This is a genomic window from Salipiger sp. 1_MG-2023, from assembly GCF_030547555.1.
In the GTDB taxonomy this organism is placed as follows: domain Bacteria; phylum Pseudomonadota; class Alphaproteobacteria; order Rhodobacterales; family Rhodobacteraceae; genus Salipiger.
In genome coordinates, this window is record NZ_JAUOQN010000027.1 from 1 (window position 1) to 26,320 (window position 26,320).

24 protein-coding genes are annotated in these 26,320 nt (G+C 65.8%); 13 read left to right on the forward strand and 11 right to left on the reverse strand.

Features of this window, described 5'->3' with window-relative positions; translation table 11 throughout:
- Positions 1–209: 209 nt before the first annotated feature.
- Positions 210–665, reverse strand: a complete 456-nt coding sequence (locus Q4543_RS13665) for an isoprenylcysteine carboxylmethyltransferase family protein (RefSeq protein ID WP_216005412.1) — start codon at positions 663–665, stop codon at positions 210–212.
- 205 nt (positions 666–870) lie between these two features.
- On the opposite strand from Q4543_RS13665, the gene kynU reads away from it, so the two are divergent.
- Complete coding sequence (kynU, locus tag Q4543_RS13670) at positions 871–2,064, forward strand: kynureninase (protein WP_303439033.1); 1,194 nt, start codon at positions 871–873, stop codon at positions 2,062–2,064.
- 68 nt (positions 2,065–2,132) lie between these two features.
- Here kynU and Q4543_RS13675 read toward each other — a convergent pair whose 3' ends face one another.
- The 5 genes from Q4543_RS13675 to Q4543_RS13695 form a co-directional block, all read right to left on the reverse strand.
- A complete protein-coding gene (locus Q4543_RS13675; RefSeq protein WP_303439034.1) occupies positions 2,133–2,909 on the reverse strand; it encodes a gamma-glutamyl-gamma-aminobutyrate hydrolase family protein in 777 nt (258 codons plus the stop codon).
- A gap of 65 nt (positions 2,910–2,974) precedes the next feature.
- Positions 2,975–3,403, reverse strand: a complete 429-nt coding sequence (locus Q4543_RS13680; RefSeq protein ID WP_216005398.1) for a heme-binding protein — start codon at positions 3,401–3,403, stop codon at positions 2,975–2,977.
- Between the two features lie 42 nt (positions 3,404–3,445).
- The gene (locus Q4543_RS13685) at positions 3,446–5,584 is read right to left on the reverse strand and encodes a malate synthase G (RefSeq protein ID WP_303439035.1); all 2,139 of its coding nucleotides are present in this window, start codon (positions 5,582–5,584) and stop codon (positions 3,446–3,448) included.
- 123 nt (positions 5,585–5,707) lie between these two features.
- Positions 5,708–7,516, reverse strand: coding sequence for an ABC transporter ATP-binding protein/permease (locus Q4543_RS13690; RefSeq protein WP_303439036.1), 1,809 nt, complete (start codon positions 7,514–7,516; stop codon positions 5,708–5,710).
- A 102-nt stretch (positions 7,517–7,618) separates the two neighbouring features.
- A complete protein-coding gene (locus tag Q4543_RS13695; protein ID WP_303439037.1) occupies positions 7,619–8,743 on the reverse strand; it encodes a LysM peptidoglycan-binding domain-containing protein in 1,125 nt (374 codons plus the stop codon).
- Positions 8,744–8,846: 103 nt separating this feature from the next.
- On the opposite strand from Q4543_RS13695, the gene Q4543_RS13700 reads away from it, so the two are divergent.
- Positions 8,847–9,398 (forward strand): TIGR00730 family Rossman fold protein, encoded by a 552-nt coding sequence (locus tag Q4543_RS13700; RefSeq protein ID WP_303439038.1) that lies wholly within the window; start codon positions 8,847–8,849, stop codon positions 9,396–9,398.
- Between the two features lie 9 nt (positions 9,399–9,407).
- Here Q4543_RS13700 and Q4543_RS13705 read toward each other — a convergent pair whose 3' ends face one another.
- Positions 9,408–11,357: a lytic transglycosylase domain-containing protein gene (locus tag Q4543_RS13705; RefSeq protein WP_303439039.1), complete on the reverse strand. Its 1,950-nt coding sequence runs from the start codon at positions 11,355–11,357 to the stop codon at positions 9,408–9,410.
- 134 nt (positions 11,358–11,491) lie between these two features.
- Between Q4543_RS13705 and dapA the strand changes: the two genes are divergently transcribed.
- The 5 genes from dapA to Q4543_RS13730 all read left to right on the forward strand — a co-directional run bounded on the left by dapA (position 11,492) and on the right by Q4543_RS13730 (position 16,472).
- Positions 11,492–12,367 carry a 4-hydroxy-tetrahydrodipicolinate synthase gene (dapA, locus tag Q4543_RS13710; RefSeq protein ID WP_216005392.1) on the forward strand — a complete coding sequence of 292 codons (876 nt, stop codon included), beginning with the start codon at positions 11,492–11,494 and terminating at the stop codon, positions 12,365–12,367.
- Positions 12,368–12,566: 199 nt separating this feature from the next.
- A complete protein-coding gene (gene lspA, locus Q4543_RS13715) occupies positions 12,567–13,073 on the forward strand; it encodes a signal peptidase II (RefSeq protein ID WP_303439040.1) in 507 nt (168 codons plus the stop codon).
- 53 nt (positions 13,074–13,126) lie between these two features.
- Positions 13,127–13,654 (forward strand): DUF3035 domain-containing protein, encoded by a 528-nt coding sequence (locus Q4543_RS13720; protein WP_303439041.1) that lies wholly within the window; start codon positions 13,127–13,129, stop codon positions 13,652–13,654.
- A gap of 92 nt (positions 13,655–13,746) precedes the next feature.
- Positions 13,747–15,162: a pitrilysin family protein gene (locus tag Q4543_RS13725; protein ID WP_303439042.1), complete on the forward strand. Its 1,416-nt coding sequence runs from the start codon at positions 13,747–13,749 to the stop codon at positions 15,160–15,162.
- Positions 15,159–16,472 carry a pitrilysin family protein gene (locus tag Q4543_RS13730; protein WP_303439043.1) on the forward strand — a complete coding sequence of 438 codons (1,314 nt, stop codon included), beginning with the start codon at positions 15,159–15,161 and terminating at the stop codon, positions 16,470–16,472. Before Q4543_RS13725 ends, Q4543_RS13730 begins: the two co-directional genes overlap by 4 nt.
- Before the next feature lie 94 nt (positions 16,473–16,566).
- Here Q4543_RS13730 and purH read toward each other — a convergent pair whose 3' ends face one another.
- The 3 genes from purH to Q4543_RS13745 form a co-directional block, all read right to left on the reverse strand.
- A complete protein-coding gene (purH, locus tag Q4543_RS13735) occupies positions 16,567–18,156 on the reverse strand; it encodes a bifunctional phosphoribosylaminoimidazolecarboxamide formyltransferase/IMP cyclohydrolase (protein ID WP_303439044.1) in 1,590 nt (529 codons plus the stop codon).
- Positions 18,157–18,175: 19 nt separating this feature from the next.
- Positions 18,176–19,927 (reverse strand): heparinase II/III family protein, encoded by a 1,752-nt coding sequence (locus tag Q4543_RS13740; protein WP_303439045.1) that lies wholly within the window; start codon positions 19,925–19,927, stop codon positions 18,176–18,178.
- A gap of 123 nt (positions 19,928–20,050) precedes the next feature.
- Complete coding sequence (locus tag Q4543_RS13745) at positions 20,051–21,313, reverse strand: RsmB/NOP family class I SAM-dependent RNA methyltransferase (RefSeq protein WP_303439046.1); 1,263 nt, start codon at positions 21,311–21,313, stop codon at positions 20,051–20,053.
- Between the two features lie 71 nt (positions 21,314–21,384).
- Here Q4543_RS13745 and Q4543_RS13750 point away from each other — a divergent pair, with 71 nt between their 5' ends.
- Positions 21,385–21,582: a DUF1674 domain-containing protein gene (locus Q4543_RS13750; RefSeq protein WP_303439047.1), complete on the forward strand. Its 198-nt coding sequence runs from the start codon at positions 21,385–21,387 to the stop codon at positions 21,580–21,582.
- 179 nt (positions 21,583–21,761) lie between these two features.
- Here the strand turns inward: Q4543_RS13750 and dapB are convergent, their stop codons facing one another.
- Positions 21,762–22,577, reverse strand: a complete 816-nt coding sequence (dapB, locus tag Q4543_RS13755; protein WP_303439048.1) for a 4-hydroxy-tetrahydrodipicolinate reductase — start codon at positions 22,575–22,577, stop codon at positions 21,762–21,764.
- Positions 22,578–22,663: 86 nt separating this feature from the next.
- Between dapB and rbfA the strand changes: the two genes are divergently transcribed.
- The 5 genes from rbfA to Q4543_RS13780 all read left to right on the forward strand — a co-directional run bounded on the left by rbfA (position 22,664) and on the right by Q4543_RS13780 (position 26,315).
- Positions 22,664–23,065 (forward strand): 30S ribosome-binding factor RbfA, encoded by a 402-nt coding sequence (gene rbfA / locus Q4543_RS13760; protein WP_216005382.1) that lies wholly within the window; start codon positions 22,664–22,666, stop codon positions 23,063–23,065.
- On the forward strand, positions 23,065–23,802 hold the full coding sequence (locus Q4543_RS13765) for a phosphodiester glycosidase family protein (protein WP_303439077.1): 738 nt from the start codon (positions 23,065–23,067) through the stop codon (positions 23,800–23,802). Before rbfA ends, Q4543_RS13765 begins: the two co-directional genes overlap by 1 nt.
- A gap of 65 nt (positions 23,803–23,867) precedes the next feature.
- On the forward strand, positions 23,868–25,223 hold the full coding sequence (locus tag Q4543_RS13770) for a TldD/PmbA family protein (protein ID WP_303439049.1): 1,356 nt from the start codon (positions 23,868–23,870) through the stop codon (positions 25,221–25,223).
- Complete coding sequence (locus Q4543_RS13775; protein ID WP_216005380.1) at positions 25,210–25,986, forward strand: 3'(2'),5'-bisphosphate nucleotidase CysQ; 777 nt, start codon at positions 25,210–25,212, stop codon at positions 25,984–25,986. The genes Q4543_RS13770 and Q4543_RS13775 overlap by 14 nt, the downstream gene beginning before the upstream one ends.
- 86 nt (positions 25,987–26,072) lie before the next feature.
- A complete protein-coding gene (locus tag Q4543_RS13780; protein ID WP_216005379.1) occupies positions 26,073–26,315 on the forward strand; it encodes a DUF4170 domain-containing protein in 243 nt (80 codons plus the stop codon).
- Positions 26,316–26,320 lie beyond the last annotated feature (5 nt).

Genomic DNA, 26,320 nt, shown 5'->3' on the forward strand with positions numbered 1-26,320 from the left:
CAACGCACGCGCCGACTCCGGCGTCAGCGCTACCCGGTTCTCACCAGGCACTAGCTCCTTCGGCGTCCCTATCTTCACGTTCCTCATCTCCCTCTGTTTCTGAGGCGTCTTTGCCGTCTCAGGCCAATCAGGCCGTCGGCACAAGTGCTACAGGCGCGGCCAGCCGGCCGCAACGTCATCGCGTCGTCTAATGGAATCCGGACGGAATATCAAAGCCATCTTCGCGTTTGCTGCAAATATCGCTCATATCGAGCAACAAACTTGCGTCGCAAAAACATCTCTTCCTTCTCGATAAACCTCTTTTCGATAACCCAGACAAAAATCGGAACCAATGCAAGCGACGGGACCGCATCCCAGTAAAGCACCAGCCCCGTAAGGATCAGGCTGTCGGCAAGATAGATCGGGTTGCGCGACCGACTGAAGATCCCGCTGGTCACAAGCTGCGTCGCTTCGCCATGCGGCATAATCGTGGTGCGGTTGCGCCGCATTTCGGTGATGGCCAGCGCCATCACCAGCAGCCCCGCGCCCAGCATGACGCCGCCCAAAAGATCCGCCCAGACCGGGCCAAAGCTCAATCCCAGCGGATGGTGACGCGCCTGCCACCAAGCGAGCAACAGGAAAGCGGCCAACCACAGCGGCGGAATATCGATCCATTTTCTCGGCATTGCCCGCCCCCGATGGTTTCGCAGATGGCAGGTTCCCTCAGTTCCGCGCCTGCCGCAAGCCCCCGCAAATCGGCAGCGCCTCGCGGGGCGGGATGGCGGCGCAGATCGCGCAGATTGTGGCCGCTGCGCCCCCGCGCGGACGAGGCGGCTTGCCGATCCCGCGAATCCGGGTCAGGTTGCCAGAACGCCACGCCCGGAGGACCCATTGACCGATTTCGCCTGGACTCGCGACCAGTTCCACATTCCGCTGGGGCTGATCTATCTTGATGGCAATTCGCTGGGGCCGATGCCCAAGGCGACGCCGGCCAGGCTGGAACGGATGATGACCGAGGAATGGGGCGAGCGGCTGATCACCGGCTGGAACGCCTGCGGCTGGATGCAGATGCCGCGCCGCCTTGGCGACCGGCTTGGCCGCCTGATCGGCGCCGAGGAAGGTCATGTCGTGGTGGGCGACACCCTGTCGATCAAGGTGTTTCAGGCGCTGTCGGCGGCGCTTCAGGTGGTGCCGGAACGGCGGGTGATCCTGTCGGACCGGGGCAATTTCCCGTCGGATCTGTATATGGCCGAAGGGCTGATCCACATGCTTGGCGACCGGCACGAACTGCGCCTCGTCGCCCCGCACGAGCTAGAGGATGCGATCACCGAAGAGGTCGGCGTGCTGCTGGTGACCGAGGTGGATTACCGCACCGGGCGACGGCACGATCTCAAGGCGCTGACCCGCAAGGCGCATGACATGGGCGCGATGGTGATCTGGGATCTGGCGCATTCCGTCGGCGCGCTGCCGGTGCATGTCGCCGCCGGAGGCGCCGATTTCGCCGTTGGCTGCACCTATAAATACATCAACGCCGGCCCCGGTGCGCCCGCCTTTATCTATGTATCGCCCGAACATGTCGATCATGTTGAACCGGCGCTGTGCGGCTGGCTTGGCCATGACAAGCCCTTTTCCTTCGAACCGGGTTACCGCCCTGCCGAAGGCATCGAGCGGATGCGCGTCGGCACCCCGCCGGTGCTGCAGATGGCGGCGCTCGACGCGGCGCTCGACGTCTGGGACAAGGTCGACATGGGGCGTCTGCGCAAACGCTCGCTCGAACTGACCGGGCTGATGATCGAAGAGATCGAAATGAATTGCCCCGGCCTGAAACTCGCCACGCCGCGCGAAAACGAGGCGCGCGGCTCTCAGGTCTCGTTCCGCTCGGAACATGGCTATGCGATCATGCAGGCGCTGATCGACCTTGGCGTCATCGGCGATTTCCGCGCCCCCGACGTTCTGCGCTTTGGCATCACGCCGCTGTATATCGGCGAGACCGAAATCAAGGAAGCCGTCGAGGTGCTGGCCCGCATCCTGCGCGGCGCGCTTTGGGATCACCCGAAATACCACAGGCGCAAACCTGTGACCTGAACCCGCGCGCGGCGGTCACGGGCAGCGTTTCCATACCGGTAAGACCGTAAAAGCCGCTCCTGCCTCGCCTAGGCGGAAATTCTCTGCGGCGCGCAACGGCGCAGGGCGAAATCGCGCACGGCGCTGCCAAAGGCCTCGAACAGCGGGCGCGAAACCGGATCATTGGCCGCGTCCCATTCGGGATGCCACTGCACCGACAGGGTGAACCCCTGCGCGCCCCTGACGCGAAGCGCCTCGGGGGTGCCATCGGGCGCGTAACCTTCGATTTCGATCTGCGCACCGGGGGTCTTGATCCCCTGCCCGTGCAGGGTGTTGGTCATCACCTCATTGGCGCCGAACAGCTGGTGAAAGCAACCGCCCTCGGCCAGCGACACCTTGTGGCGCAGCGCGAATTTCTCTTCGAGCGTACCGTCGGGGGGCATCCGGTGATTCATCCGCCCCGGCAGATCGCGGATTTCGGGATAAAGCGAGCCGCCCATGGCCACGTTCACCTCCTGAAAACCGCGGCAAATGCCCATGAAGGGCTGCCCACGCTCAACACAGGCCCGCACCAGCGGCAGCACGATGGCATCGCGGGCACGGTCAAAGGTGCCATGCGCCTCGGTCGCCTGTTCGCCATATTCTTCGGGATGTACGTTGGGGCGCCCGCCGGTCAGCAGGAACCCGTCGCAGATCTCCATCAACTCGTCGACCGAGACAAACCGCGGATCGGGCGCGACAAGCAGGGGCAGGCAACCGGACACGCAAGACACGGCCTCGGTGTTCATCTCGCCCCCTGCATGGGCGGGGTAGCTGTCGTTGATCATGTGGAAGTTGCCGATGATACCGACCACGGGGCGGGCCATGTGAACCTCTTCTTGCTGCTCCTGCATCGGAATATAATGCAGGAGCAGCATTTAAGAAAGGTTGCTCAGATCGCGGCAACCAGTCCGGCCGCCTCGACGCCCGCTTTTCCAGCAGCCGCGTCATTGTCAGAGCTATCGCCGGTCACGCCCAGCGCGCCAAGGGTGCGGCCCTTGGAATCCTTGATCAAAATGCCGCCCGGCACCGGAATCATCGCGCCTCCGAAAGCACCGTTGGCGGCGGCAACGAAATAGGGCTGTGCCTCAGCGCGCGCCATCTGTGCGCTGCCGGGCATACCCAGCATCACCGCACCATACGCCTTGCCATGCGCGATGGCAAAGCGGCCCGGGCTTGCCCCGTCCTGACGTTCAAATGCGATAACGTGGCCGCCATTGTCCAGCACCACCACCGACAGCGGGTTCATCTCTGCTTCCCGGCCAGCTTCCAGTGTCTTGCGGATCATCTGCCGCGCACGGCTCAGTGAAATCGACGCCATGAGCGTTCTCCTTTTCAACGTTTCAGAATAAATGTGCGGGGCTTATCCCGCCTTCAGCTCAAGCCGGCGACGGTGCAGCACCGGTTCGGTATAGCCCGACGGCTGCACATGCCCGTCAAAGACCAGATCGCAGGCCGCCTTGAACGCCACCCCGTCAAAACCCGGCGCCATCGGCACATAGGCCGCGTCCCCGGCATTCTGACGGTCAACCACCTCGGCCATCTTCTTCATCGCCGCCATGACCTCGTCTTCCGAGACCACGCCGTGATGCAGCCAGTTCGCCAGATGCTGCGAGGAAATCCGGCAGGTCGCCCGGTCTTCCATCAGCCCAACGTCGTGGATGTCGGGCACCTTGGAACAGCCCACGCCCTGATCGACCCAGCGCACCACGTAGCCAAGGATGCCCTGCGCGTTGTTCTCGATCTCTTCGCGGATCTCGTCCTCGGACCAGTTGGCGCCCTGCGCCACCGGGATGGTCAGCAGATCGTCCAGCGTGCCGCGCGGCCCGCCTGCCGCAAGCTCGGCCTGAACGGCGGCGACATCGACCATGTGGTAATGCAGCGCGTGCAGCGTGGCGGCGGTGGGCGACGGCACCCATGCACAGGTTGCCCCGGCTTTGGGATGGCCGATCTTGGCCTTGAGCATGTCGGCCATCAGGTCCGGCATAGCCCACATGCCCTTGCCGATCTGCGCCTTGCCGCGCAGCCCGCAGGCCAGCCCGATATCGACGTTGCGATCCTCGTAGGAGGCAATCCAGGCGGTGCCCTTCATGTCGCCCTTGCGCAGCATCGGCCCCGCTTCCATCGAGGTGTGCATCTCGTCGCCGGTGCGGTCGAGGAAGCCGGTGTTGATAAAGGCCACCCGGTGCTTCGCCGCCCGGATGCATTCCTTGAGATTGACGCTGGTGCGCCGCTCCTCATCCATGATGCCCAGCTTGACGGTGTATTGTGGCAGGCCGAGCGCTTCTTCGACAAAGCTGAAGATCTCGTCGGCAAAGGCCACCTCTTCGGGCCCGTGCATCTTGGGCTTGACCACATAGACCGAGCCCTTGACCGAATTGCCGCCCTCGCGCGCAAGATCATGCATGGCGATCAGCGTGGTGATCATCGCATCCATGAGCCCCTCGTAGATCTCGGAGCCGTCCTTGAGCAGGATCGCGGGGTTGGTCATCAGGTGGCCAACATTGCGCACCAGCATCAGCGAGCGACCCTTGAGCGTCAGCTCCGAGCCATCGGGCGCGGTATAGCTGCGGTCCGCCGCCAGCGTGCGGGTGACGCTCTTGCCGCCCTTTTCGAAAGTATCGGCGAGATCGCCCTTCATCAGGCCCAGCCAGTTGGCATAGGCCTGCGTCTTGTCCTGCGCATCGACGCAGGCCACCGAATCCTCGCAATCCATGATAGCAGAGACGGCGGCTTCCATCAGCACGTCGGCCAGCCCGGCGCTGTCGGTCTTGCCGATGAAATGGTCGCGGTCGATGACCAGCTCGACATGCAGGCCATTGTTGCGCAGCAGCATCGCGCTCGGCGCCGCTGCATCGCCGCGATAGCCAGCGAACTGCGCCGGATCGCGCAGCGGCTTGCCGCCGACCTGAAGCGCGCCGTCGACGATGCTGTAGCCATCCGCGCCGTCATGTTGACCGCCCTCGACCGGGAAGCTCTCATCAAGGAACGCCTTGGCGCGCGCCACCACATCGCCAGCGCGGGACATGTCGAATCCGCCCTTCTGCGGCAGGGTGCCCAGCGCATCGGTGCCGTAAAGCGCATCGTAGAGCGAGCCCCAGCGCGCGTTCGCCGCGTTCAGCGCGTAGCGGGCATTGGTGATCGGCACCACCAGCTGCGGGCCGGGAACCGAGGCGAATTCGGGGTCAGTGTCCTGCGTGTCGATGGTGAAATCGCCGCCTTCGGGCACGATGTAGCCGATTTTTTCCAGAAAGGCGCGGTAGGCTGCGGCATCATGCGGCTTGCCCTTGCGCTCCAGATGCCAGCCGTCAATCAGCCCCTGCATCTCGTCGCGCTTTTCGAGCAGCGCCCGGTTGCGCGGGCCAAGCACATGCGCCAGCTCGGACAGCTTCGCCCAGAAGGTCTGGGCGTCGATGCCGGTGCCGGGCAATGCCTGCGCTTCGATGAAATCCGCAAGGACCGTGTCGACGGACAGATCGCTACGAGGGGTGCGCGTGCTCATGTAAAGGTCTCCGAACGGGGTCAATTATGCTCAGGTCTAGGCAAGTTTCCGATCGGAAACAAGTGCGGTCACATTATCTGACCAATTGCTCGCAAATTCTCTGGCGCAGGCCAAGCGCCGCGATCAGGCGTCATCACGTTCAGCCTGCTGACGCGCCCAAAGCTGGGCATAGCGCCCCTGCCTCGCCAGAAGTTCCTCATGAGTGCCCTCTTCGACAACAAGACCCTTTTCCAGCACCACGATCCGGTCGGCATCGGCGATGGTCGACAGCCGATGCGCGATGGTGATCACGGTGCGGCCTTCCCCGGCGCGTTTCAGCGCGCCCTGAATCTCGGCCTCGGTTTCGGTGTCGAGCGCGCTTGTCGCCTCGTCGAGCAGCAGGATCGGAGGATTCTTGAGCAGCGTGCGCGCAATGCCCACCCGCTGCTTTTCGCCGCCCGACAGCTTGAGCCCGCGCTCGCCAACGGCGGTGTCGTAGCCTTCGGGCAGGCTGGTGATGAACTCATGGATCTGCGCGGCGCGGGCGGCGGCGATGATCTCGGCTTCGGTGGCATCAGCGCGGCCATAGGCGATGTTGTAGCGGATGGTATCGTTGAACAGCACCGTGTCCTGCGGCACCACGCCAATCACCGAATGCAGGCTGTCTTGCGTGACATCGCGCAGATCCTGCCCGTCGATGCGGATCGCCCCGCCGCCAACATCATAGAATCGGAACAGCAGCCGCCCGATGGTCGATTTCCCCGACCCCGACGGCCCGACCAGCGCAACGTTCTGCCCCGCGCCCACGGTCAGCGACACGCCCTGAAGGATCGGGCGCGCGGAATCATAACCAAAGCGGATGTTGTCGAATTCAACCACGCCGCCAGCGACGGCGATGGCTGGCGCGCCGGGCTTGTCGGTGACCTCTTGCGGCTGGTCGAGCAGATCGAACATCTGGCCCATGTCGACAAGGCTCTGCCGGATCTCGCGATAGACCGTGCCAAGAAAGTTCAGCGGCATGGTGATCTGGATCATGTAGGCATTCACCATGACGAAATCGCCCACGGTCAGGCTGCCGTTCTGCACGCCCAGCGCCGCCATCACCATGACGATGACAAGGCCGCAGGTGATCAGCAGGCTTTGCCCAAAGTTCAGAAACGCCAGCGATGTGGTTGTCTTGACCGCCGCCGCCTCATAACCCGCCATCGCGGCATCGTAGCGCTGCGCCTCGCGGCTTTCGGCGCCGAAATATTTCACCGTCTCGAAGTTGAGTAGGCTGTCGATGGCCTTTTGATTGGCGTCGGTGTCCTGCGCGTTCATGATGCGACGCAGGCGCACCCGCCATTCGGTCACCGCAAAGGTGAACCAGACATACAGCGCGATGGTGATCGCAACGACCGCAAGATACCAGACGTCGAACAGCCAGAACAGCACCGCACCGACCAGCAGCAGCTCGATGATCAGCGGGCCGACGCTGAACAGCATGAAGCGCAGCAGAAAGTCCACGCCCTTGACGCCGCGCTCGATGATGCGGCTCAGCCCGCCGGTCTTGCGGGTGATGTGATAGCGCATCGACAGGCGGTGGATATGGGTAAAGGTCTCCAGCGCAAGGCGGCGCAAGGCATGCTGACCGACGCGGGCAAACACGCCATCGCGCAATTGCTGAAAACCGACGGTGGTCAGCCGCGCAACCCCATAGGCGACGGTCAGCCCGACAGCGCCAAGCGCAAGGTCGGGCACCTCGCCCGACAGGCTGTCGACCGCGCGCTTGTACAGGATCGGCGTGCCGACGGAAATCAGCTTGGCCACCAGCAACAGTAGCAGCGCCATGACCACGCGCCGTTTCACCCAGCCCTCGCCATTCGGCCACAGGTAGGGACCGACCCGCTGAATGGTGCGCCACGCAGAGCCACGTTCCTCGCGGGCAATCTCGGTATCGGTCTCGGGCGGCATGGCGGCTCCTTTCGCTGACCTCGGGCTTAACGCGGCGCAGGGCAGGATGCCAGAGACCCGGCGCGCGCGGAGAACGGCGTGGCTGTGGACTGGCGCAGCGCGTCAGTCGGGCAGTTCGAACACCTGTCCGGGGTAGATCAGGTCAGGGTTGCGGATCTGCGCCTTGTTGGCCTCGAACAGCTTGATGTAGGCGACGCCGTCACCATAGCGATCGCGCGCCAGCGCCCAGAGCGTGTGGCCCGGCTGTACCGTCACCAAGCGCAGCGCCGCGCCGCTGTCCCCCGTTGCCGCCGTCAGGGTCTCTGCGCTTTCGCGCAGGAACGGGCTTTCGGCGCGGGCGGTCACGTCGCCGCCTGCCCCGATCTGATCGACCCGCAGCGTATAGGTGCCCGCAGTGATCGCCGGAAGGTCGGTCTGCCAGCGACCATCGCCGGGGACCGTCGCAGTGCCGATGGCGCGGTTGTCGAGATAGATCCTCAGCTGCGCATCGGCAGAGCCGCGCCCCGACAGGGCAACCTCGCCCGTGGCGTCATAGGTGATCGCGTCGATGGCCACCGCGCCAGCGTCAATCGGCGGGCCGGGCGGCTGCATCAGCTCGACACCCTCGCGCGTCGAGAGCAGCGCAACAGGGGCCGGAGCGGTGTCTGTCGCGTCGACCTCGGCGATGGCATCGCCCTGCGGTTGCTCTGCACCGGCATCCGCCATTGGCGCGGCGGCATCCGGCATCGGCGCGGACGGCTCTTCGGGATCGCCCGGCGGCGTGGCGGACAGGATCACTTCGCCGTCCGAGGCGATCTCGCGCCCGTCGAGCGACATGCGGAGCGTCAGCACCCGCGCCGCATCGCTGGGCGGCAGATCGAGAAACTGGGCAAAGCGGCCCGCCCCATCCGCCTCGGCGCTGCCCAGCGCGACCCCGTCCAGCAGCACAAAGACCTGCGCGCCGGGCTCGGCGCTGCCCGCGATCAGCGTCGTGCCATCGGGGTCGGCGCGCACGAGATCGAATTGCGGCGGCGGTGCTTCAGCGACGACCTCTGAGGCGGGCGGCGGAGAGTCCGGCGCACCGCCAGTGGCGGGCGTCTCTGGCACGGCGGCGACCTTGGCGGGCGTGCCGGAAGAGGCCGAGCTCAGCTCTGCCGGAACGCGACGTTCCGTCAGATTCATCACGGACATGGCCGCCGCAAGCGCGACGGCCCCAAGGATTCCCCATCCGAGAAGCTTGTTGTCCATGTATCCTTCCCGCATGCCGGGCAGACAGGCATGCCGCCCGCTTGAGTAGTCGTGACGATCTCGTTATCACCTGTGATCATCCCCTATTTACCGAGGCCGTGTCATGAGCCCCAAGTCGATCTGTGTCTATTGCGGCGCACGCAATGGCAAAAATGCAACGCATGCGCAAAGCGCAGAGGCGTTGGGGGCCGCCATCGCCCGTGAAGGCTGGCGTCTGGTCTATGGCGCTGGCGACGTCGGGTTGATGGGGCTTGTGGCACGCGCGGCACAGCAGGGCGGCGGCGACACCTTCGGCGTGATTCCCACCCATCTGCTCGCCCGCGAGGTCGGCAAGACCGATCTCACCCGGTTCGTGATCACCGAAACCATGCACGAGCGCAAGAAGGTGATGGTGATGAATGCCGACGCCATCGTGCTGCTACCGGGCGGCGCCGGAAGCCTCGACGAGTTCTTCGAGGTGCTGACATGGCGACAGCTGGGCCTGCATGACAAAGCCATCGTGCTGCTCGACAGTGACGGCTTCTGGGGGCCGCTCAAGGCGCTGCTCTCGCACGTGGTCAACGAGGGCTTCGCCGAGGCCTCGCTGCTCGATTTCGTGCAAAGCGCCCCCAGCGCCGAGGACGCGATGGCGATCCTGCGCCGCGCCGTCGGATAAGGCCGCAGCTCAGTTGGTGGCGCGCAAGGTGCTGCCGACCAGTTCCTTGCTGAACGGCACCGGCAAGGCGGTTTCGCCCAGCCGGGCACGGTAGACCGGCAGGCTTTCGGCAACGCGCATCACGTAATTGCGGGTCTCGTTGAAGGGGATGAGCTCGATCCAGTCGACAACGTCGATCTCGCCGTTGCGCGGATCGCCATAGGCATCCATCCAGCGGATCGGCCGCCCCGGCCCAGCATTGTACCCCGCCGCCATCATCACGATATTGCCGTCGAACCGCTTTGCAAGGCTGGCAAGATAGGTCGAGCCAAGCGTCGCGTTGTAGGCCGGATCCGATGTCAGGCGATCCAGCGAATAATCGATGCCCAGCCAGCCCGACACGTCCTTGGCGGTGCCCGGCATCAGCTGCATCAAGCCGCGCGCGCCAGCATGGCTGACCACCACCGGATCGAATTCCGATTCGCGCCGGGCAATGGCCAGCACCAGTTCCTTGGGAACCGGAAACTGCGTCGCCACGATCTGCGGGTGCAGCGCATAATAGGGGCCGGGCAGTTCCATCCCGTAGCGGGCGGCGCGTTTGCCAAGCATCACCTGCACATGCGGCAGCTGCATCTCTTCGAGCATCCGCCCCATCTGACCGATCTGCTGTCGGTCGAGGCTTTCGGCAAGGTGGGTCAGGAATCGCTCTCCGAGGGTCTTTTCGCCCGAGGCCAGTAGCAGAATCGCCGCCTTGTAGACGCTGCTTTCGGTAAATGGCGCATCCTGCCACGGCGGAAAATCCTCTTTGCCCGACAGCGCGGGATCAAGGGGCAGCCCCGCCTTTTCCGCCGACAGCAGACCGTAGAAAGACGTTTGCCAGCGGCCGCCCTCGGCGTAGGCGGTCTGAGCGCCAGCGGAATCGCCCAGCGCCTCGAGCGCCCGGCCCCGCCAATACCCGGCCCGGCCCCGCGAGATCGGCGATTCGACCGCGTCGCCATGGCCGCGGAAATGGCTCAGCGCGGTTTTCGGATCATCAAGACGGCGCAGCGCAATATAGCCAGCCAGCCATTCCAGCGCGGCAAAATCCGACCCTTCGGACAGGCGATGCGTCGCGGCGACCTGATAGGCCAGCTTATCCTTGCCATCGAGCATCAGCGTATGGGCAAGATCGTCGCGATTGCCCGCCCAGGCCCAGGGTTCGCCAAGGCTCTCGGCGCTTTCCGACCGCTCCAGCAACAGCGCGACGGCATCCTCGCTGCGCCCCTTGCGCACCCGCCACAGGAAGCGCTCGTAGGCCAGCCCCGAATTGTTCCCAAGCGCCTCGGGAACCGCCTCGATCAGCCTGTCGACGCCGGGAGCCATCTCGCGCAGGCCCATCCGCGCCTCGGCCAGTTTCTTCCAGCCGTCAGACACCAGCGGCAGCATGGCCCGCGCGTTCGACTCCCAGCCCTTCCACAGCGCCATGTCCAGCCGCGCCTCATGGTGCGGCTTCAGCAGGTCGGACCAGTCTTCCACAAAGGCGCGATGCTCGTCGGGCGACATCACAAGGGTGCGCCAGGCCAGAACCACCTCGGCCTCGGCAGCGCCGCGCTGGCCCTGCGCCATGTAGGATCGCGCCAGCGCCAGAGCCCCCGCGCCGCTTTGCGGGCGATAGCCGTCGAAGAATTTCGCGATCACATCCATGTCGCCGGATTCGGAAATGGCGATCTCGGATTTCTCGCGCAGGTAGGCCATGCCCGGCCAGTCGGGGTTGCGGGTGATGAAATCCATGATCTGTGTGGCATTGCCGCGACTGGCGCGCAGATAGTGCCACAGGATCACGTCAAGCGCCGCCTGCCCATCCCCGCGCGAATCGATCAGGGCCGCGGCCCAGTTGCCGCCGCGCATGTCATCCATCGCCTTGGCGAGCGGGCGATCCTGCTGCGCAGAGGCAGGGACGGCGGCGAGAAGAAAGAGGATCAGGGCCCAGGGGCGAGACATGAGCTTGCAATTTCCGTTTTGAAAAGGAATAGACGCGCGGCAGAGACTACCCTGCCTGCCCTGCCTGTCCAACTCACAACTCTGGCAGGACGGGACAGTTCACTGCAAGGAGACAACAGAAAATGGAGCGTGTCATGTTGAAAGGGTCTATGCCCGCCCTGATTACGCCGTTCAAGGACGGCGCAGTGGATTTCGACACGCTCAAACGCCTTGTCGAATGGCATGTCACGCAAGGCAGCCACGGGCTGGTTCCCGTCGGCACCACCGGCGAGAGCCCGACGCTGACCCATGCCGAGCATGAAGCCGTGATCCAATGCGTCGTCGACGCGGTGGCGGGCCGTATTCCGGTGATCGCTGGCGCCGGATCGAATAGCACGGTCGAGGCAATGCGCTTTGTGCAATTCGCCAAGCGCATCGGCGCCGACGCGGCGCTGGTGGTGACGCCGTATTACAACAAGCCGACGCAGGCTGGGATGATCGCGCATTTCACCGCGCTGCATGACTGCGCCGAGATCCCGCTGGTGATCTACAACATCCCCGGCCGCTCGGTGGTGGACATGAGCCCGGCGACCATGGGCACGCTTGCCAAGCTGCCGCGCATCGTCGGGGTCAAGGACGCGACAGGCGATCTGGCCCGGGTCAGCGCACAGCGCATCACCTGTGGCCTCGATTTCCTGCAGATCTCGGGCGAGGATGCCACCGCGCACGGGTTCAACGCGCAGGGCGGCATCGGCTGCATTTCCGTGACCGCAAACGTGGCGCCGGCGCTTTGCGCGCAGGTTCAGGAAGCCACGCTTGCGGGCGATTTCGCCAAGGCGCTCGAGCTTCAGGACAAGCTGATGCCGCTGCATCAGGCGATCTTTGCCGAGCCGGGCGTGTCGGGGGCGAAATACGCCATGTCGAAGCTTGGCCTGTGCGAGAACGAGGTGCGCCTGCCGCTGTTGCCGGTGAGCGAGCCTGTCGCGGCGCGGCTGGATGCGGCGCTGCGCCACGCCGGGCTGCTGGACTGAGATCCAGCGTTGCAGGGGGCGCAGCCCCCGCCTGCGGCTCCCCCGGGATATTTGACGCCAGAAGAAACCCGCAGGGGCCGGCTCGTCCGGCCCTTTTGCACTTGTGAGCGGTGCTGAGCGCCGTCACCCTGCCCCGGACCTTTTCAACGGCGCGCCGGGAGGGTAGAGCGTGGCGAACCCCAAGAGGTGGAGACAGAACGTGCGGATCGTGGCTTGGGTGGCGCTGCTCACCTTCATCATCGACCAGTTGAGCAAATGGATCGTCGTGCATGTGATGGCGCTGGACGTGCGCCATGCCATCGACGTTCTGCCGCCGCTGTTGAATTTCCGCATGGCATGGAATTACGGCATCAACTTCGGGCTGCTGGGAAGCGGCTCTGAGGCGACGAAATGGATCCTGATTTCGGTGGCGCTTGGCATCGTGCTGTTTGTCGTGGTCTGGCTGCGGCGCGACCCGCCGGGGCTGCCCGGACTCGTGGCGGGCGGTTTGCTGATCGGCGGCGCGCTGGGCAACGTGGTCGACCGACTGCTATACGGCGCGGTGGCGGATTTTCTCAACATGTCGTGCTGTGGCATCGACAACCCGTTTGCCTTCAACGTTGCCGACATTGCGATCTTTGCCGGAGCGCTTGGGCTGGTGCTGTTGCCCGGTGGGCGCGACCGGGCCGGGACTGGCAAGACCGGGGCGGGAAAAAAGGCCCCGTGACGAGGCTTGCCCGATAGGTTAAAGCGAATGAAGACGAGAACCGGAGGCTGGCAATGAAGCTCGCGCAGATCGCAATGATGTCGGGAGTGTTGCTGCTCGGCGCCTGTTCCTCGGGTGAGCGGGATATTCGCCTGCATCGCCTGCAGGCCAACAGCGGCAAGCCCGAAGAGTTTGCCATCGTGCCCAACAAGCCGTTGCAGACACCGCCGAATTTCGCCGCGCTGCCTGCACCGGTTCCGGGCGGGGCCAATCAGGCCGACCAGACGCCGAAGGCGGATGCCGTTGCGGCGCTGGGCGGGAATCCGGCGCGGCTGATGGCCGATGGCTCGCCTGTGTCTGAGGGCGCGCTTATCAGCACCGCCTCGCGCTTTGGGCGTGATCCGCAGATCCGTGCCCAGCTTGCCGCCGAGGATCTGGACTTCCGCAAGCGCAAGTCGCTGTTCAGCTGGAAGATCGTGCCGACCGACGAATATTACGACGCCTATCGCAGCCAGTGGCTTGATACCTACGCGGTGCTCGAGGCGTTCCGCCGGGCGGGGGCGCGCACGCCCTCGGCGCCTCCGGCAGATTACGCCGACTGACTGCGCATCACGATCCCGCAAGCGCGGCTTGGAATGGGCCCCGTTCCCGTCTAGCGTCACCGGCACCACGTCCCTACCGGAGTGACTTGCCGATGTTGAAATGCGCTGCGGCCCTTGCTGCCGCCCTGCTTACCGCCCTCCCCCTGCACGCGCAGGACAGCGCGCCACAACCCGCCGCCGTGGCGCCGGATCAAGTGACGAGCTTCACGCTGGACAACGGGCTGCAGGTGGTGGTGATCGAAGATCATCGCGCGCCGGTGGTCACCCATATGGTCTGGTATCGCGCCGGATCGGCGGACGAGACGGCAGGGCGTTCCGGCGTGGCGCATTTTCTGGAACATCTGCTGTTCAAGGGCACCGACACGCTTGCCCCCGGCGAATTCAGCAAGACCGTGGCCGCGAACGGCGGCAACGACAACGCCTTCACCTCGTACGACCAGACCGCCTATTTCCAGAACGTCGCCGCCGACCGCCTTGGCCTGATGATGAAGATGGAAGCCGACCGTATGGTCAACCTGCGGCTCGACGAGGGGGACATTGCCACCGAACGGCAGGTCATCATCGAAGAGCGCAACATGCGTGTCGAAAACGACCCCTCGGCGCTGATGCGCGAACAGATGAGCGCGGCGATGTTCATGAACAGCCGCTACGGCGTGCCGATCATCGGCTGGCGCCCCGAGATGGAAACGCTCGATCTTGCCGCCGCCTATGATTTCTACCACCGCAATTATGCGCCCAACAACGCCATCGTGATCGTGGCGGGCGATGTCACCCCCGACGAGGTGCACCGTCTGGCCGAGCAATACTACGGCCCCCTGCCCCCGAATCCCGAGCTTGACGCCGAGCGCATCCGCCCGCAGGAGCCGCCGCAGCTGGCCGAACGGCGCCTGAGCATGTCCGACCCGCGCGTGGCCCAGCCCTATGTGATGCGGCGTTACCTTGCGCCCGAACGCGATGCTGGCGATCAGCGCGCCGCCGCCGCGCTGACGCTGCTGGCGCAAGTGTTGTCGGGCGGGCAGACCTCGGTTCTGACGCGGGCGCTGCAATTCGATAGCCAGACCGCGATCTACAGCAGCGCGTGGTACAATGGCACCAGCTATGACGACACCGATTTTGGTCTTGTGGTGGTGCCCGCGCCGGGGGTGACGCTGGAGCAGGCCGAGGCGCAGATGGACGAGGTGCTGGCGCGTTTCCTCAGCGATGGCGTTGACGAGGAACAGCTTGACCGGATCAAGTTCCAGCTGCGCGCCGAAGCGATCTATGAGCGTGACAACGTCAGCTCGCTGGCGCGGCGCTATGGCGATGCGCTGACATCCGGCCTTAGCATTGACGACATTCACGACTGGCCGCAGATCCTGCAGCAGGTCACCCCGGAGGAGATCGTCGCCGCCGCGCGCAGCCTGTTCGATCCCAGCCAAGCGGTCACCGGCTACCTGATGCCCGCGCGCGATGCGCCTGCATCAGGGCAGCCGGTATCGCTGCCCGCCAGCAAGGAGGTGACCCAATGAAGCCGTTTCTCGCCGCCGCTTTCGCGCTGCTTGTTGCCTCTCCGGCGCTGGCAGAGATGCAGATTCAGCAAATCGACACGCCGGGTGGTTTTCACGCATGGCTGGCGCAGGAAGACAGCATTCCCTTCACCTCGCTGGAAATCCGCTTTCGGGGCGGCACCTCGCTGGATGCACCGGGCAAGGAGGGCGCCATCAACCTGATGACCGGCCTGCTTGAGGAAGGCTCGGGTGAGATGGACTCCGCCGCCTTTGCCGAGGCAAGCGAATCGCTGGCGGCCAGCTATCGCTACCGTACCAGCACCGACAGCATCGCCGTTTCTGCACAGTTCCTGACCGAAAACCGCGATGAGGCGGTGGACCTGCTGCGCCAGAGCCTGATCGAGCCGCGTTTTGATGATGATGCCATCGAGCGGGTGCGCCAGCAGGTGCTGTCGGGCATCGCCAGCGATGCCAAGGACCCCGACGCCATCGCCTCGCACGCCTTTGATTCGCTGGTGTTCGGCGATCACCCCTATGCCCGCGCCTCGGACGGCACCATCGACAGCGTGACGGCGCTGACGCGCGCGGACCTGATCGCCGCGCATCAAGCCGCGATGACCCGCGATCGGGTGTATATCTCGGCGGCGGGCGATATCTCGGCGGACGAGCTGTCGGCGCTGATCGACAATTTGCTGGCGGATCTGCCGGAGTCTGGCGTAGCGCTGCCGCCGGACATGCAGGTCGCCACCACGGCGGGCGTGACCGTCGTGCCCTTTGAGACACCGCAATCGGTGGCGATCTTCGGCCATGAGGGCATTACGCGCGACGATCCGGATTTCTTTGCCGCCTATGTGCTGAACACCATCCTTGGCGGCGGCGGATTCGAGGCGCGCCTGATGAACGAAGTGCGCGAGAAGCGCGGGCTGACCTATGGCGTTTATTCCTACCTGATGCCGATGGACCACGCCGAGCTGTATGTCGGCCGCGTCGCCTCGGCCAATGACCGCATCGCCGAGGCGGTCTCAGTCATCCGTGACGAATGGGCGAAAATGGTGCAAAGCGGCGTCACGCAGGAGGAGCTGACGCAGGCACAGACCTATCTCACCGGCGCCTACCCGCTGCGATTCGATGGCAACGGGCCGATCGCGCGCATTCTTGTGGGGATGCAGATGGACGGGCTGACCCCGGATTACGTGCTGACCCGCAACGACAAGATCGAGGCCCTGACCTTGGATGAGGTCAACCGCGTCGCATCGCGCATCCTCAAGCCAGAGGCGCTGCGCTTTGTCGTGATTGGCCAGCCCGAGGGGCTGGAAGAAACGCCGGGCTGAGCCCCTGCGCCGTACATGAAACTTGCGCAGCACATGAAAAGAGGGCCGGAGCGATGCTCCGGCCCTTTTGCTTTGTCTGGCTGGCGAATCTGGCTCAGTGCCGGAAATGGCGCATTCCGGTAAAGACCATCGCAAGGCCCGCCTCGTCAGCGGCGGCGATCACCTCGTCGTCGCGCATCGAGCCGCCCGGCTGGATGACGGTGCTCGCGCCCGCCGCCGCCGCTTCGAGCAGCCCGTCGGCAAAGGGGAAAAACGCATCCGACGCCACCGCCGAGCCCTTGGTCAGCGGTTCGGGCAGGCCCATCGCCTCGGCCATGCGCTCGGCCTTCTTGGCGGCGATCAGCGCCGAATCAAGGCGGCTCATCTGGCCCGCGCCAACGCCGACGGTGGCACCATCCTTGACGTAGACGATGGCGTTGGACTTGACGTGCTTGGCCACCTTCCACGCAAACAGCAGGTCGCGCAGTTCATCGTCGGTCGGCTGGCGCTTGGTCACCACCCGCAGATCGTCAAGGCCGATCATCCCGGTGTCCTTGTCCTGCACAAGGAAACCGCCCGCCACCTGCCGATAGGTCAGGCCGGGCGTGCCCGGGTTGGCAACGCCATTGGTGGTCAGCAGGCGCAGGTTCTTCTTCTTGGCAAAGATCTCCTTGGCCGCGTCATCCGCGCCCGGCGCGATGACCACCTCGGTAAAGATCTCGGTGATCGCCTCGGCGGTTTCTGCGTCCAGCTTGCCGTTCAGCGCCACGATGCCGCCAAAGGCCGAGGTGCGATCGCAGTCATAGGCCTTTTTATAGGCTTCAAGCAGGGTCGCCCCGCGCGCCACACCACTGGGGTTGGCGTGCTTGATGATCGCCACCGCCGGGCCATCGCCGGGCAGGAATTCCGACACGAGTTCAAAGGCCGCGTCAGTGTCGTTGATGTTGTTGTAGCTCAGTTCCTTGCCCTGATGCTGCACGGCGCTGGCAACGCCCGGGCGATCCGAGCCATCGCGGTAGAACGACGCCGCCTGATGCGGGTTCTCGCCATAGCGCAGGGTCTGCGCGAGGCTTCCGGCAAAGGCGCGGCGGCGCGGTGCGGCATCGTCCAGCGCGCCCGCCATCCATGTCGACACAGCGGCGTCATACGCGCCGGTGCGGGCATAGGCGACCTGCGCCAGCTTCTGGCGGAAGGCATAGCTGGTGGCGCCGTCATTGGCATCAAGCTCGGCCAGCAGCGGCTCGTAATCGGCCACGTCGACCACGACGTTGACAAAGGCATGGTTCTTGGCCGCGGCGCGGATCATCGCCGGGCCGCCTATGTCGATGTTCTCGATGCAGGTGTCGTAATCGGCGCCCTTGGCCACGGTTTCCTCGAACGGGTAGAGGTTCACCACCAGCAAGTCGATTTCCGGGATGTCATGGCCCTTCATGGCGTCGACATGGGCGTCGTTGTCACGCAGCGCCAGCAGGCCACCATGGATGCGCGGGTGCAGGGTCTTTACCCGGCCATCCATCATCTCGGGGAACTCGGTCACCTCGGCGACATCGCGCACCGGCACACCTTCAGCGCGCAGGGCAGCGGCAGAGCCGCCGGTCGACAGGATCTCGATCCCGCGCGAGGCCAGCGCCTGGCCCAGCTCGATGAGCCCCTTCTTGTCGGATACGGAAATCAGGGCGCGGGCGACTTTGTGCAGGTCAGGCATACGGATCGGTTCCCAAAGGTTAAGGCGTCTCGTCTTCCGCCCTCGTCTCGACCAGGTCCCGGACCGCGATGGCGGTCTCCTGTGCCTTGGCCAGGCTCCAGCGGATGCGGCTCGCATACTCCATCGCGCGGCCGGATAAAACGACCTGTTTGCTCGCACGGGGCCGCAAACGGCCCTTTTCAAGGTAAACCGACGGCTCCAGCGTCAGTTGCGGCCCCTGTTCCGCCCGAAACACCCAGATCTCGCCGGATTTCAGCGCCATCGACACGGCGTAGCCGCCCATATCAAGCGCCGCATCGACATCCGGGTGCAGATGGAATCGCAACTGCCAAGGCAGGCCGCTGAGCTGGGCGTGATCCATGCGCCGGTCGAACAGGCGCTTGTCGGGGTCGGTCAGGGTGGTCAGCAGGTCTTCGCCAATCAGGGTGCGCCCGTCCTGCGACAGCTCAAGCTTGCGGGCATGGGTCAGCCCATGGGTGCGGCGATAACCGTCATGTCCGCCCTCAAAGCACAGCCCGTCGCCCGAGGGCGTGATCTGCACCGGCACGTCTTCGGGCGCCTCTTCGAGATATTCGCGCGGCATCCCGCCAACCATTGTCGGTTCGGCCAGCCGCGCCGAGCTGTAGCCATCAAGGCACAGTGTCGAATGCGATGGCGTGGCGCGCCCGGCGCGGCGCCAGTCCTCGCCGAACACCGTGCCCGCACCGCAGCTGACCACCAGCGGCCGCCGCCCCGAGGTCAGCTCGAAGGCAAGGGTCGAGGCATGGGCATCGGCGCTGGCCTTGCCGCGCGGCGGCGGCGCGGCGTCGATGATCACCGTGGTGCGGGCAAAGCCAAGCCGCGCATAGCCCATCGCAAGCCCGTCCGCAGGCTTGCGGCGCACCCCCGAGGCGGCAAGCGCCTGATCGAGCCGCCCGTCGATGCCCTTTCCCCCACCCTGAAACCGGGCCAGCCCGCCATCGGCATGGCGCAACGCCCGCAGGGTCGGCGCGATGCGGGCAATGGCACCGGTCAGCGCCGGGTCTGGTTCGCGATCGCTCGCCTCCAGCGCCGCCTGTACCCATGTCAGCAGGGTAAACACCTCGAGCAGCTCTTCGGGATTGCGCGTGGGAATGCCGCCCTGAGCATCGATCTGCGCATCGCATTCGCGCGCCAGCGCCCGAAGCGCCGGGGCGACATGTTCGGCCATGCCCTCCAGCGCCAGCCCGGCATAGAGCAGCCCGGTCAGCGCTTCGAAACGCGGCAGCCCCGGCGGCGAGGCTTTCCAGCGCCGCGCCAGAAAGATCGTCTGCCGCGCCAGCGACTGGAAGAACAGATCAGAGCGCGCGCCGTCAGTGCCCCTCAGCACGAACAGCGCATGGTGAATGCAGCGGATCAGCCGCTGGCCCGCCGCCTCGGGCAACCAGCCCTCGCCGTGCCCTGCGCCAAAGCGGTCGATCCAACCCCACAGCCAGTCCTGCGCCAGCGCCCGCGCGTGCATGTCACCGACAGCGGCGAGATCGTCGAGCCAGCGAAACCCGTGGATCTCTGCGTCCCATGCCGGATCGGGGGCGCTCAGATCCCAGATCATTGCACCGGGGGCTTCGATAAGATGACCTGCGAACAAAAGGTTCCCGGCGCAAAGCTGCCGCCCACGCGCAAAGCGCCCGGTGCTGCGCGGCTCGGGGCTGGACACGAACCCGGTCGCCGGCCGTGCCCGCGCCGACAAGCGCGCGTGAAAGCGGTTGAGAAGCCGCGTGATTGCGGCGGACAAGCCCTCTGTCCGTGACATACGCCTCTTTTGCCCTCAGTCCTGCCCCGACTCAGGGGTCTGTCCGCGGCTCTTGGTGGCGCGGTTCTTTCGGGCACAAGCTTACCAAGCGCACAGAATCAAGTCATCCCGCAAAGGGCCGGGTCAGGCGGGTTTGTGCAGCACTGCCATATAGAACCCATCCATGCCGCCGCGATCCGCCCAGAAATCGGGCCGAAGACGCAGGCCGCCCTCGTCGCTGCGCCACGCCTCGTCAAGGCCGGGCGCCTCGGGGCGCAGAACGCGCAGACCTTCGTGGCGGGCCAGCGCCTCTTCGATCTGGCATTCGCCCTCATCAGGGATCAGCGAGCAGGTGCAGAACACCAGCCGCCCGCCCGGCGCCAGCAGCGTCAGCGCATGGTCGATCATTGCGCCCTGAAGACCGATCAGCTCGGAAATGCCCTCGCCCTGCTTGGCATGCGGCAGATCCGGGTGGCGGCGAATGGTGCCAGTGGCGGAACAGGGCGCATCGAGCACGATGGCATCGTAGGCGCCCTGATGGTCCAACGCATCGCCAACCACGATCTGCGCGGCCAGCCCGGTGCGGGCAAGATTCTCGGCCACCCGGGCCATGCGATGTTCGGACAGGTCAAGCGCGGTGACCCGCGCCCCCGCCGCCGCAAGCTGCATGGTCTTGCCGCCGGGGGCGGCGCACATGTCAAGCACGCTCAGACCGGCGACATCCCCCAGCAAACGCGCAGGCAGCGCAGCGGCGGCGTCCTGCACCCACCACTCGCCAGCCTCGAAGCCGGGCAGCGCAGACACCTGCCCCGCCTGCGCCAGCCGCACCGACCCAGTGGGCAGCAGCGCGCCGCCTGTGGCATCGGCGAGCGCTTGCGGATCGCCCTTGGCAGTCAGATCCAGCGGCGCGCCGGCAAGATGCGCGGCCTCCATCGCGGCCACCGCCTGCGGCCCCCAGGCCGCGACAAGCGGATCGCGCAGCCAGCGCGCCAGACGCGGCGCACGTAGCCTCGCCCATTGCGCGGGGCCATCCTCGGCCACCTTGCGCAGCACGGCGTTGACCATGCCCTTCATGGTCTGGGTCTTGCGATCCGCCCCCACCATCTGCACCGCTTCGTTCACAACGCCATGAGCCGCCCCGCCGCTGCACAGCTCCAGCGTACCCAGGCGCAAGACGTTGCGCACAAATAGCGGAGGGTTCTTGCGCAAATGCGGCTTCAGCACCCGGTCGCAGCGGTCGAGATTGCGCAGCACCTCCATCGCCAGCCTCTGCGCGGTGGCCTTGTCGGCGGGCGCAAGAGCCTCCCACGCATGGCCGGACATGGCATCTGACATCAGCCGCCCCTGCCCCAGGACCTGCCCAAGCAGTTGAACAGCCTGCGCGCGGGCAGAGGGAATGGCGGCCATGGATCTCTCCCGGGTTGTCTGGTGGGGTTGGCCGCGCCTATATCAGCAGGGAACACCTGAGGAAAGCCGCCATGACCGAAGATATCCAAGCCCCCGCAAACCTGCCCCCCGCTGCACAGCGCGCCCTTGCCGAAGCCGCAGAGCGCCGCCGCACTGCCGAAGAAGACCCCGCCCGCAATCCGCTGCCCAAGGAATACGGCGGTCGCGACGGCCTCGACCCCGCGCGCTACGGGGATTGGGAGAAAAAAGGTCTCGCGATCGACTTCTGATCCGCCCCGCCGAACGGTGGAAAGGGGGCCAGCCCCCTCGGCCTTGCGGCCTCACCCCCGGAGTTTCTCCGGCAAGATGAAGGTGGGGCGCGGCGCTTGTCTTCATCTTGCCGGGTAAACTCCGGGGGGCGCGAAGCGCGGGGGCAGCGCCCCCTCCGTGCTCTGACAGTCAGGTGCGATCAGTCGTTCAGGCCGAGCACGTCCAGCATGTCATACTCACCGGGTGCCTTGTCCTGCCCCCAGAGCGCTGCCTTCAGGGCACCGCGTGCGAACAAACCACGGTCGGAAGCGACGTGTTTGAGGAAGATCCGCTCGCCTGCGGCGGCAAAGATCACCTCATGCTCGCCCACCACATCGCCGCCGCGCAGGGCGTGAAAGCCGATGTGGCCACGCGTGCGCTTGCCGGTGATGCCGTCACGGCCACGGTCTGACACCTCGGCCAGATCGACCGCGCGTCCGGCGGCGGCGGCTTCGCCGAGCATCAGCGCCGTTCCGGAGGGGGCATCGACCTTCTGGTTGTGATGCGATTCGACGATCTCGATATCCCAGTCTTCATCCAGCGCCGCCGCCACCTGCTGCGTCACCTTGGTCAGCAGATTCACGCCAAGGCTCATGTTCCCGGCCCGCACCACAACCGCGTGGCGCGCCGCTGCCGTGATCTTTGCCAGATCGTCATCGGACAGCCCTGTGGTGCCGATCACATGCACCGCCCGGGCCTGCGCCGCCAGTTCGGCAAAGGCCACCGTGGCCGCAGGCGCGGTGAAATCGATCACCGCCTGCGCCTTCGAGAACGCCTCGAGCGCGTCATCGGTCACGACGACGCCGTTTTCCTGCCCGCCCATGCAGGCCCCAAGATCGCGTCCGACCCAGTCGTGCCCCGTTCGTTCGACGGCGCCGACCAGGGCCAGCCGGTCGCTTTTCTCGAGTGCGCGCACCAGCATCTGCCCCATGCGGCCAGACACCCCCGTCACCACCACGCCCGGCTTGTCCGTCATCGTCATCTCCTGTCCATAAATCGCGCCCTGCTTAGCGCGCAGTGCGCCGCTTGGCAAAGCCCCGGCAGAAGACTAAGTGAGTGCCCATGGCAAAGAACAGATTCCACGACGGGCAAGGGCCCAGCCAGCGACAGCTTCGGGTCGGCGAACTTATTCGCCGCACCCTGTCCGAAGTCCTGCAGCGAGGCGATATCCATGACCCAGAACTCAACCGCTTGTCGATCACCGTCGGCGAGGTCTCCGTGTCTCCCGATCTGAAGGTCGCGACCGCCTATGTGGTGCCACTTGGCGGCGGCGATTCGGACGCGATGTTCGAAAGGCTCAAACGCAACCAGAACGAGCTGCGCCGCGCCGTATCGAAGGGGCTGACCCTGAAATACGCGCCCGAGCTGCGGTTTCGGCTCGACGAAACCTTCGATCGGCTCGACGAGACGCGCCGCCTGTTCTCGCAGGATGCGGTGCGCCGGGACATCGAGGAAGAAGAGTGATCCTGCGCGCCGTCCTTGCCGCGCTTGCCCTGCTGGCCGGCCCGGCGGCTGCGCTTGAATGTCAGGACAGCAGCTACATGGGCAACCGCTACACCTGGTGCAAGGTGGATGCGGCGCGCGAGGATCTGCGCCTGTTTCTCTACAATCCCGACGGCGGGGCTTGGGGACAGTTCCCGCAGCTGGATGCCAGCCTTGGCGCCGAGGACAAGGCGCTGCTGTTTGCGATGAACGCTGGCATGTACCACCCGAACCGCGCGCCGGTCGGGCTTTATATCGAAGACGGCGAGACCCTGAACGAGGCCGTCTCGAGCGCTGGTCCGGGCAATTTCGGGCTGCTGCCCAATGGCATCCTGTGCATCCGCGCCCGCCGCGCCGACGTGATCGAGACCCGCAAATACCTCGCTGACCGCCCCGCCTGCGATTTCGCCACCCAGTCCGGCCCGATGCTGGTGATCGACGGCGAATTGCATCCGCGATTCATTCCGGACAGTGACTCGCGCTATCTGCGCAATGGCGTCGGCACATCCGACAACGGCAAGACCGCGATCTTTGCCATCTCGAACAACCCGGTAAATTTCCACGACTTCGCGAGTTTTTTCCGCGACGGGCTGAAGCTGGATCAGGCGCTGTTCCTTGATGGCAATGTTTCGCGCCTCTACGCGCCCGGTTTCGGGCGGCGTGATCTGGTCGGGCGCGCCATGGGCCCGATCGTCGGCGTGGTCGGCACGCCCGACTGAGCCGTTTTCCTTGCGTCGCGGGGCGGCGCACCCTACCTCGGGATACGAGCCAAGGCGGAGCATCCATGACCGACACCACCCGAACCCTCGACATACTGACCCGCAATCTGCTGGACGCCGCCGCGAAGGCGGGCGCCGATGCATCGGACGCGATTGCCGTTGATGGCAGTTCCATCGCCATCGACGTGCGCGGCGGCGCGCTGGAACATGCCGAACGCTCCGAAGGCGTCGATATCGGGCTGCGGGTGTTCGTGGGCAGGCGTTCGGCGGTGGTCTCGTCGTCGGATGTCCGCCCCGAGACATTGGCGAGCATGGCCGAGCGCGCCGTGGCGATGGCCCGCGAAGCGCCCGAAGACCCCCACGCCGGGCTGGCCGACCCGGCGCAGCTGGTCGCGTCATGGGATGTGGGCGCGCTTGAGATGTGCGATCCCGCCGAAGACCCCTCGCCCGCCGAGCTGCAGGAAGACGCCCGCATCGCCGAGGCCGCCGCGCTGGCGGTGAGCGGCATCGGGCAGGTGCAATCGGCCTCGGCCGGATACGGGCGGCGACGGGTGCACATGGCCGCGAGCAACGGCTTTTCCGGCGGATATACCCGGTCGAGCCGGTCGCGCTCCTGCGTGGCCATCGCGGGCGAAGGCGCGACGATGGAGCGCGATTACGACGGTGACAGCCGCACCTTCCAATCCGATCTGCGTTCTGCCGAAGACATTGGCCGCATTGCCGCCGAGCGGGCGCTGGAACGGCTGAACCCGCGCAAGCCCAAGACCGGCGCATGGCCGGTGCTGTTTGACGAGCGCATTTCGTCGTCGCTGATCGGGCATCTTCTCGGGGCAATCAACGGCAGCGCCGTGGCGCGCGGCGCCTCGTGGCTGCGCGACGCACTCGGAGAGCAGGTGCTGCCCAAGGGTCTGTCGCTGATCGAGGACCCGTTCCGCCCGCGCATGATGGGCTCGCGCCCGTTCGATGCCGAGGGCCTGCCGGTACAGCGCCGCGCCCTGGTCGAGGACGGCGTGCTCAAGGGGTTCACGCTGGATCTGGCCAATGCGCGCAAGCTGGGCATGGACCCGACCGGCAATGCCGCGCGCGGCACCGGCGGCGGCCCGTCGCCGAGCAGCTGGAACATCGCGCTGACCCAAGGCAGCGCCAGCCGCGACGAGCTGATCGCGCAGATGGGCACCGGGCTGATCGTGACCTCGATGATCGGCGCGACGATCAACCCCAACACCGGCGATTATTCGCGCGGCGCGGCGGGCATCTGGGTTGAAAACGGTGTGCCAAGCTACACCGTTTCCGGGGTGACCATCGCCGGCAACCTGCGCGATTTCCTGCCACGGGTGATCCCGGCCAATGACGGGCGGGCCTATCTCAGCCGCGTGGTGCCCTCGCTGCTGGTCGAGGGGCTCACGCTTGCCGGAGAGTGATCTTGCGCTGCTGATCCGCGCCGCACGCGCTGCGGCCGAGATCGCCACGGGCTTTGCCCAAAGCGCGCTGAACGTGCGCCGGAAGCCAGACGATGGCAGCCCGGTGACCGATGCCGACATGGCCGTGGACGCGGCGCTGAGCGACATTCTGCGCGGGGCGCGGCCCGGCTATGGCTGGCTCTCCGAGGAAAGCATCGATTCGACGGACCGGCTGGCGGCCGACAGCGTGTTCATCGTCGATCCCATCGACGGCACGCGCAGCTTTATCGAAGGCTCTGACAGCTGGGCGCATTCGCTTGCGGTGGCGCGGCGCGGCAAGATCACCGCCGCCGTGGTGTACCTGCCGCTGCTGGACCGCATGTTCGATGCGGCCCTCGGCGAGGGCGCGCGGCTCAACGGTGCCCCGCTCAGGGCCAGCACGGTGCGCGATGCCGAAACCGCCCGCGTGCTGGTGACGCGCCCGGTGCTCGAACCAGAGCATTGGGATGGCGCGGTGCCGCAGCTCAGCCGCCACCACCGCCCGTCGGTGGCCTACCGGCTGGGGTTGGTGGCGCAGGGACGCTTTGACGCGATGCTGACGCTGCGCGCCTCGTGGGAATGGGATATCGCGGCAGGGGCGCTGCTGCTGTCCGAATCGGGCGCGCGAATGACCGACCGGCACGGCGCGCCGATCCGCTTCAATGCGCCCGATCCGCGCCATGACGGCATCCTTGCCGCCAACCCCGCGCTGCACGCCAACATGCTGGCGCGGCTGCGGCACTAGGCTCTCTGCGGCGCGCCGGATGCTGGCTTGACCTCGCCCCTGCGGCTCGTAGGGTGCACCCATTCCCGCATGAAAGGACACCTCCCATGGTTCAGCGACTTCATCTTGTCTTCGGCGGCGAGCTCGTCACCCCGGAAAAGAACGTCTTCAAGAATGTCGACGATCTGCACGTTGTCGGGATCTTCCCCGATTACGCCAGCGCCCATGATGCGTGGAAGGCCGAAGCGCAGCGCACCGTCGATAACGCCCACATGCGCTATTTCATCGCCCATCTGCACCGCCTGCGCGACGAAGAAGCCGAGGCATCGACCACCGAAGAACTCGGCTGACACCC

Excerpts from the sequence above, each read along its gene's own strand:
- Q4543_RS13730 (WP_303439043.1), top strand. The coding sequence starts at position 15,159 with ATGAAGCCGTTTCTCGCCGCCGCTTTCGCGCTGCTTGTTGCCTCTCCG.
- Q4543_RS13695 (WP_303439037.1), bottom strand. The coding sequence starts at position 8,743 with ATGGACAACAAGCTTCTCGGATGGGGAATCCTTGGGGCCGTCGCGCTT.
- Q4543_RS13725 (WP_303439042.1), top strand. The coding sequence starts at position 13,747 with ATGTTGAAATGCGCTGCGGCCCTTGCTGCCGCCCTGCTTACCGCCCTC.
- dapB (WP_303439048.1), bottom strand. The coding sequence starts at position 22,577 with ATGACGGACAAGCCGGGCGTGGTGGTGACGGGGGTGTCTGGCCGCATG.
- purH (WP_303439044.1), bottom strand. The coding sequence starts at position 18,156 with ATGCCTGACCTGCACAAAGTCGCCCGCGCCCTGATTTCCGTATCCGAC.
- rbfA (WP_216005382.1), top strand. The coding sequence starts at position 22,664 with ATGGCAAAGAACAGATTCCACGACGGGCAAGGGCCCAGCCAGCGACAG.
- Q4543_RS13700 (WP_303439038.1), top strand. The coding sequence starts at position 8,847 with ATGAGCCCCAAGTCGATCTGTGTCTATTGCGGCGCACGCAATGGCAAA.
- Q4543_RS13680 (WP_216005398.1), bottom strand. The coding sequence starts at position 3,403 with ATGGCGTCGATTTCACTGAGCCGTGCGCGGCAGATGATCCGCAAGACA.
- Q4543_RS13740 (WP_303439045.1), bottom strand. The coding sequence starts at position 19,927 with ATGTCACGGACAGAGGGCTTGTCCGCCGCAATCACGCGGCTTCTCAAC.
- Q4543_RS13720 (WP_303439041.1), top strand. The coding sequence starts at position 13,127 with ATGAAGCTCGCGCAGATCGCAATGATGTCGGGAGTGTTGCTGCTCGGC.
- Q4543_RS13770 (WP_303439049.1), top strand. The coding sequence starts at position 23,868 with ATGACCGACACCACCCGAACCCTCGACATACTGACCCGCAATCTGCTG.
- Q4543_RS13780 (WP_216005379.1), top strand. The coding sequence starts at position 26,073 with ATGGTTCAGCGACTTCATCTTGTCTTCGGCGGCGAGCTCGTCACCCCG.
- Q4543_RS13685 (WP_303439035.1), bottom strand. The coding sequence starts at position 5,584 with ATGAGCACGCGCACCCCTCGTAGCGATCTGTCCGTCGACACGGTCCTT.
- Q4543_RS13745 (WP_303439046.1), bottom strand. The coding sequence starts at position 21,313 with ATGGCCGCCATTCCCTCTGCCCGCGCGCAGGCTGTTCAACTGCTTGGG.
- Q4543_RS13690 (WP_303439036.1), bottom strand. The coding sequence starts at position 7,516 with ATGCCGCCCGAGACCGATACCGAGATTGCCCGCGAGGAACGTGGCTCT.
- dapA (WP_216005392.1), top strand. The coding sequence starts at position 11,492 with ATGTTGAAAGGGTCTATGCCCGCCCTGATTACGCCGTTCAAGGACGGC.
- Q4543_RS13675 (WP_303439034.1), bottom strand. The coding sequence starts at position 2,909 with ATGGCCCGCCCCGTGGTCGGTATCATCGGCAACTTCCACATGATCAAC.
- Q4543_RS13705 (WP_303439039.1), bottom strand. The coding sequence starts at position 11,357 with ATGTCTCGCCCCTGGGCCCTGATCCTCTTTCTTCTCGCCGCCGTCCCT.
- Q4543_RS13665 (WP_216005412.1), bottom strand. The coding sequence starts at position 665 with ATGCCGAGAAAATGGATCGATATTCCGCCGCTGTGGTTGGCCGCTTTC.
- Q4543_RS13750 (WP_303439047.1), top strand. The coding sequence starts at position 21,385 with ATGACCGAAGATATCCAAGCCCCCGCAAACCTGCCCCCCGCTGCACAG.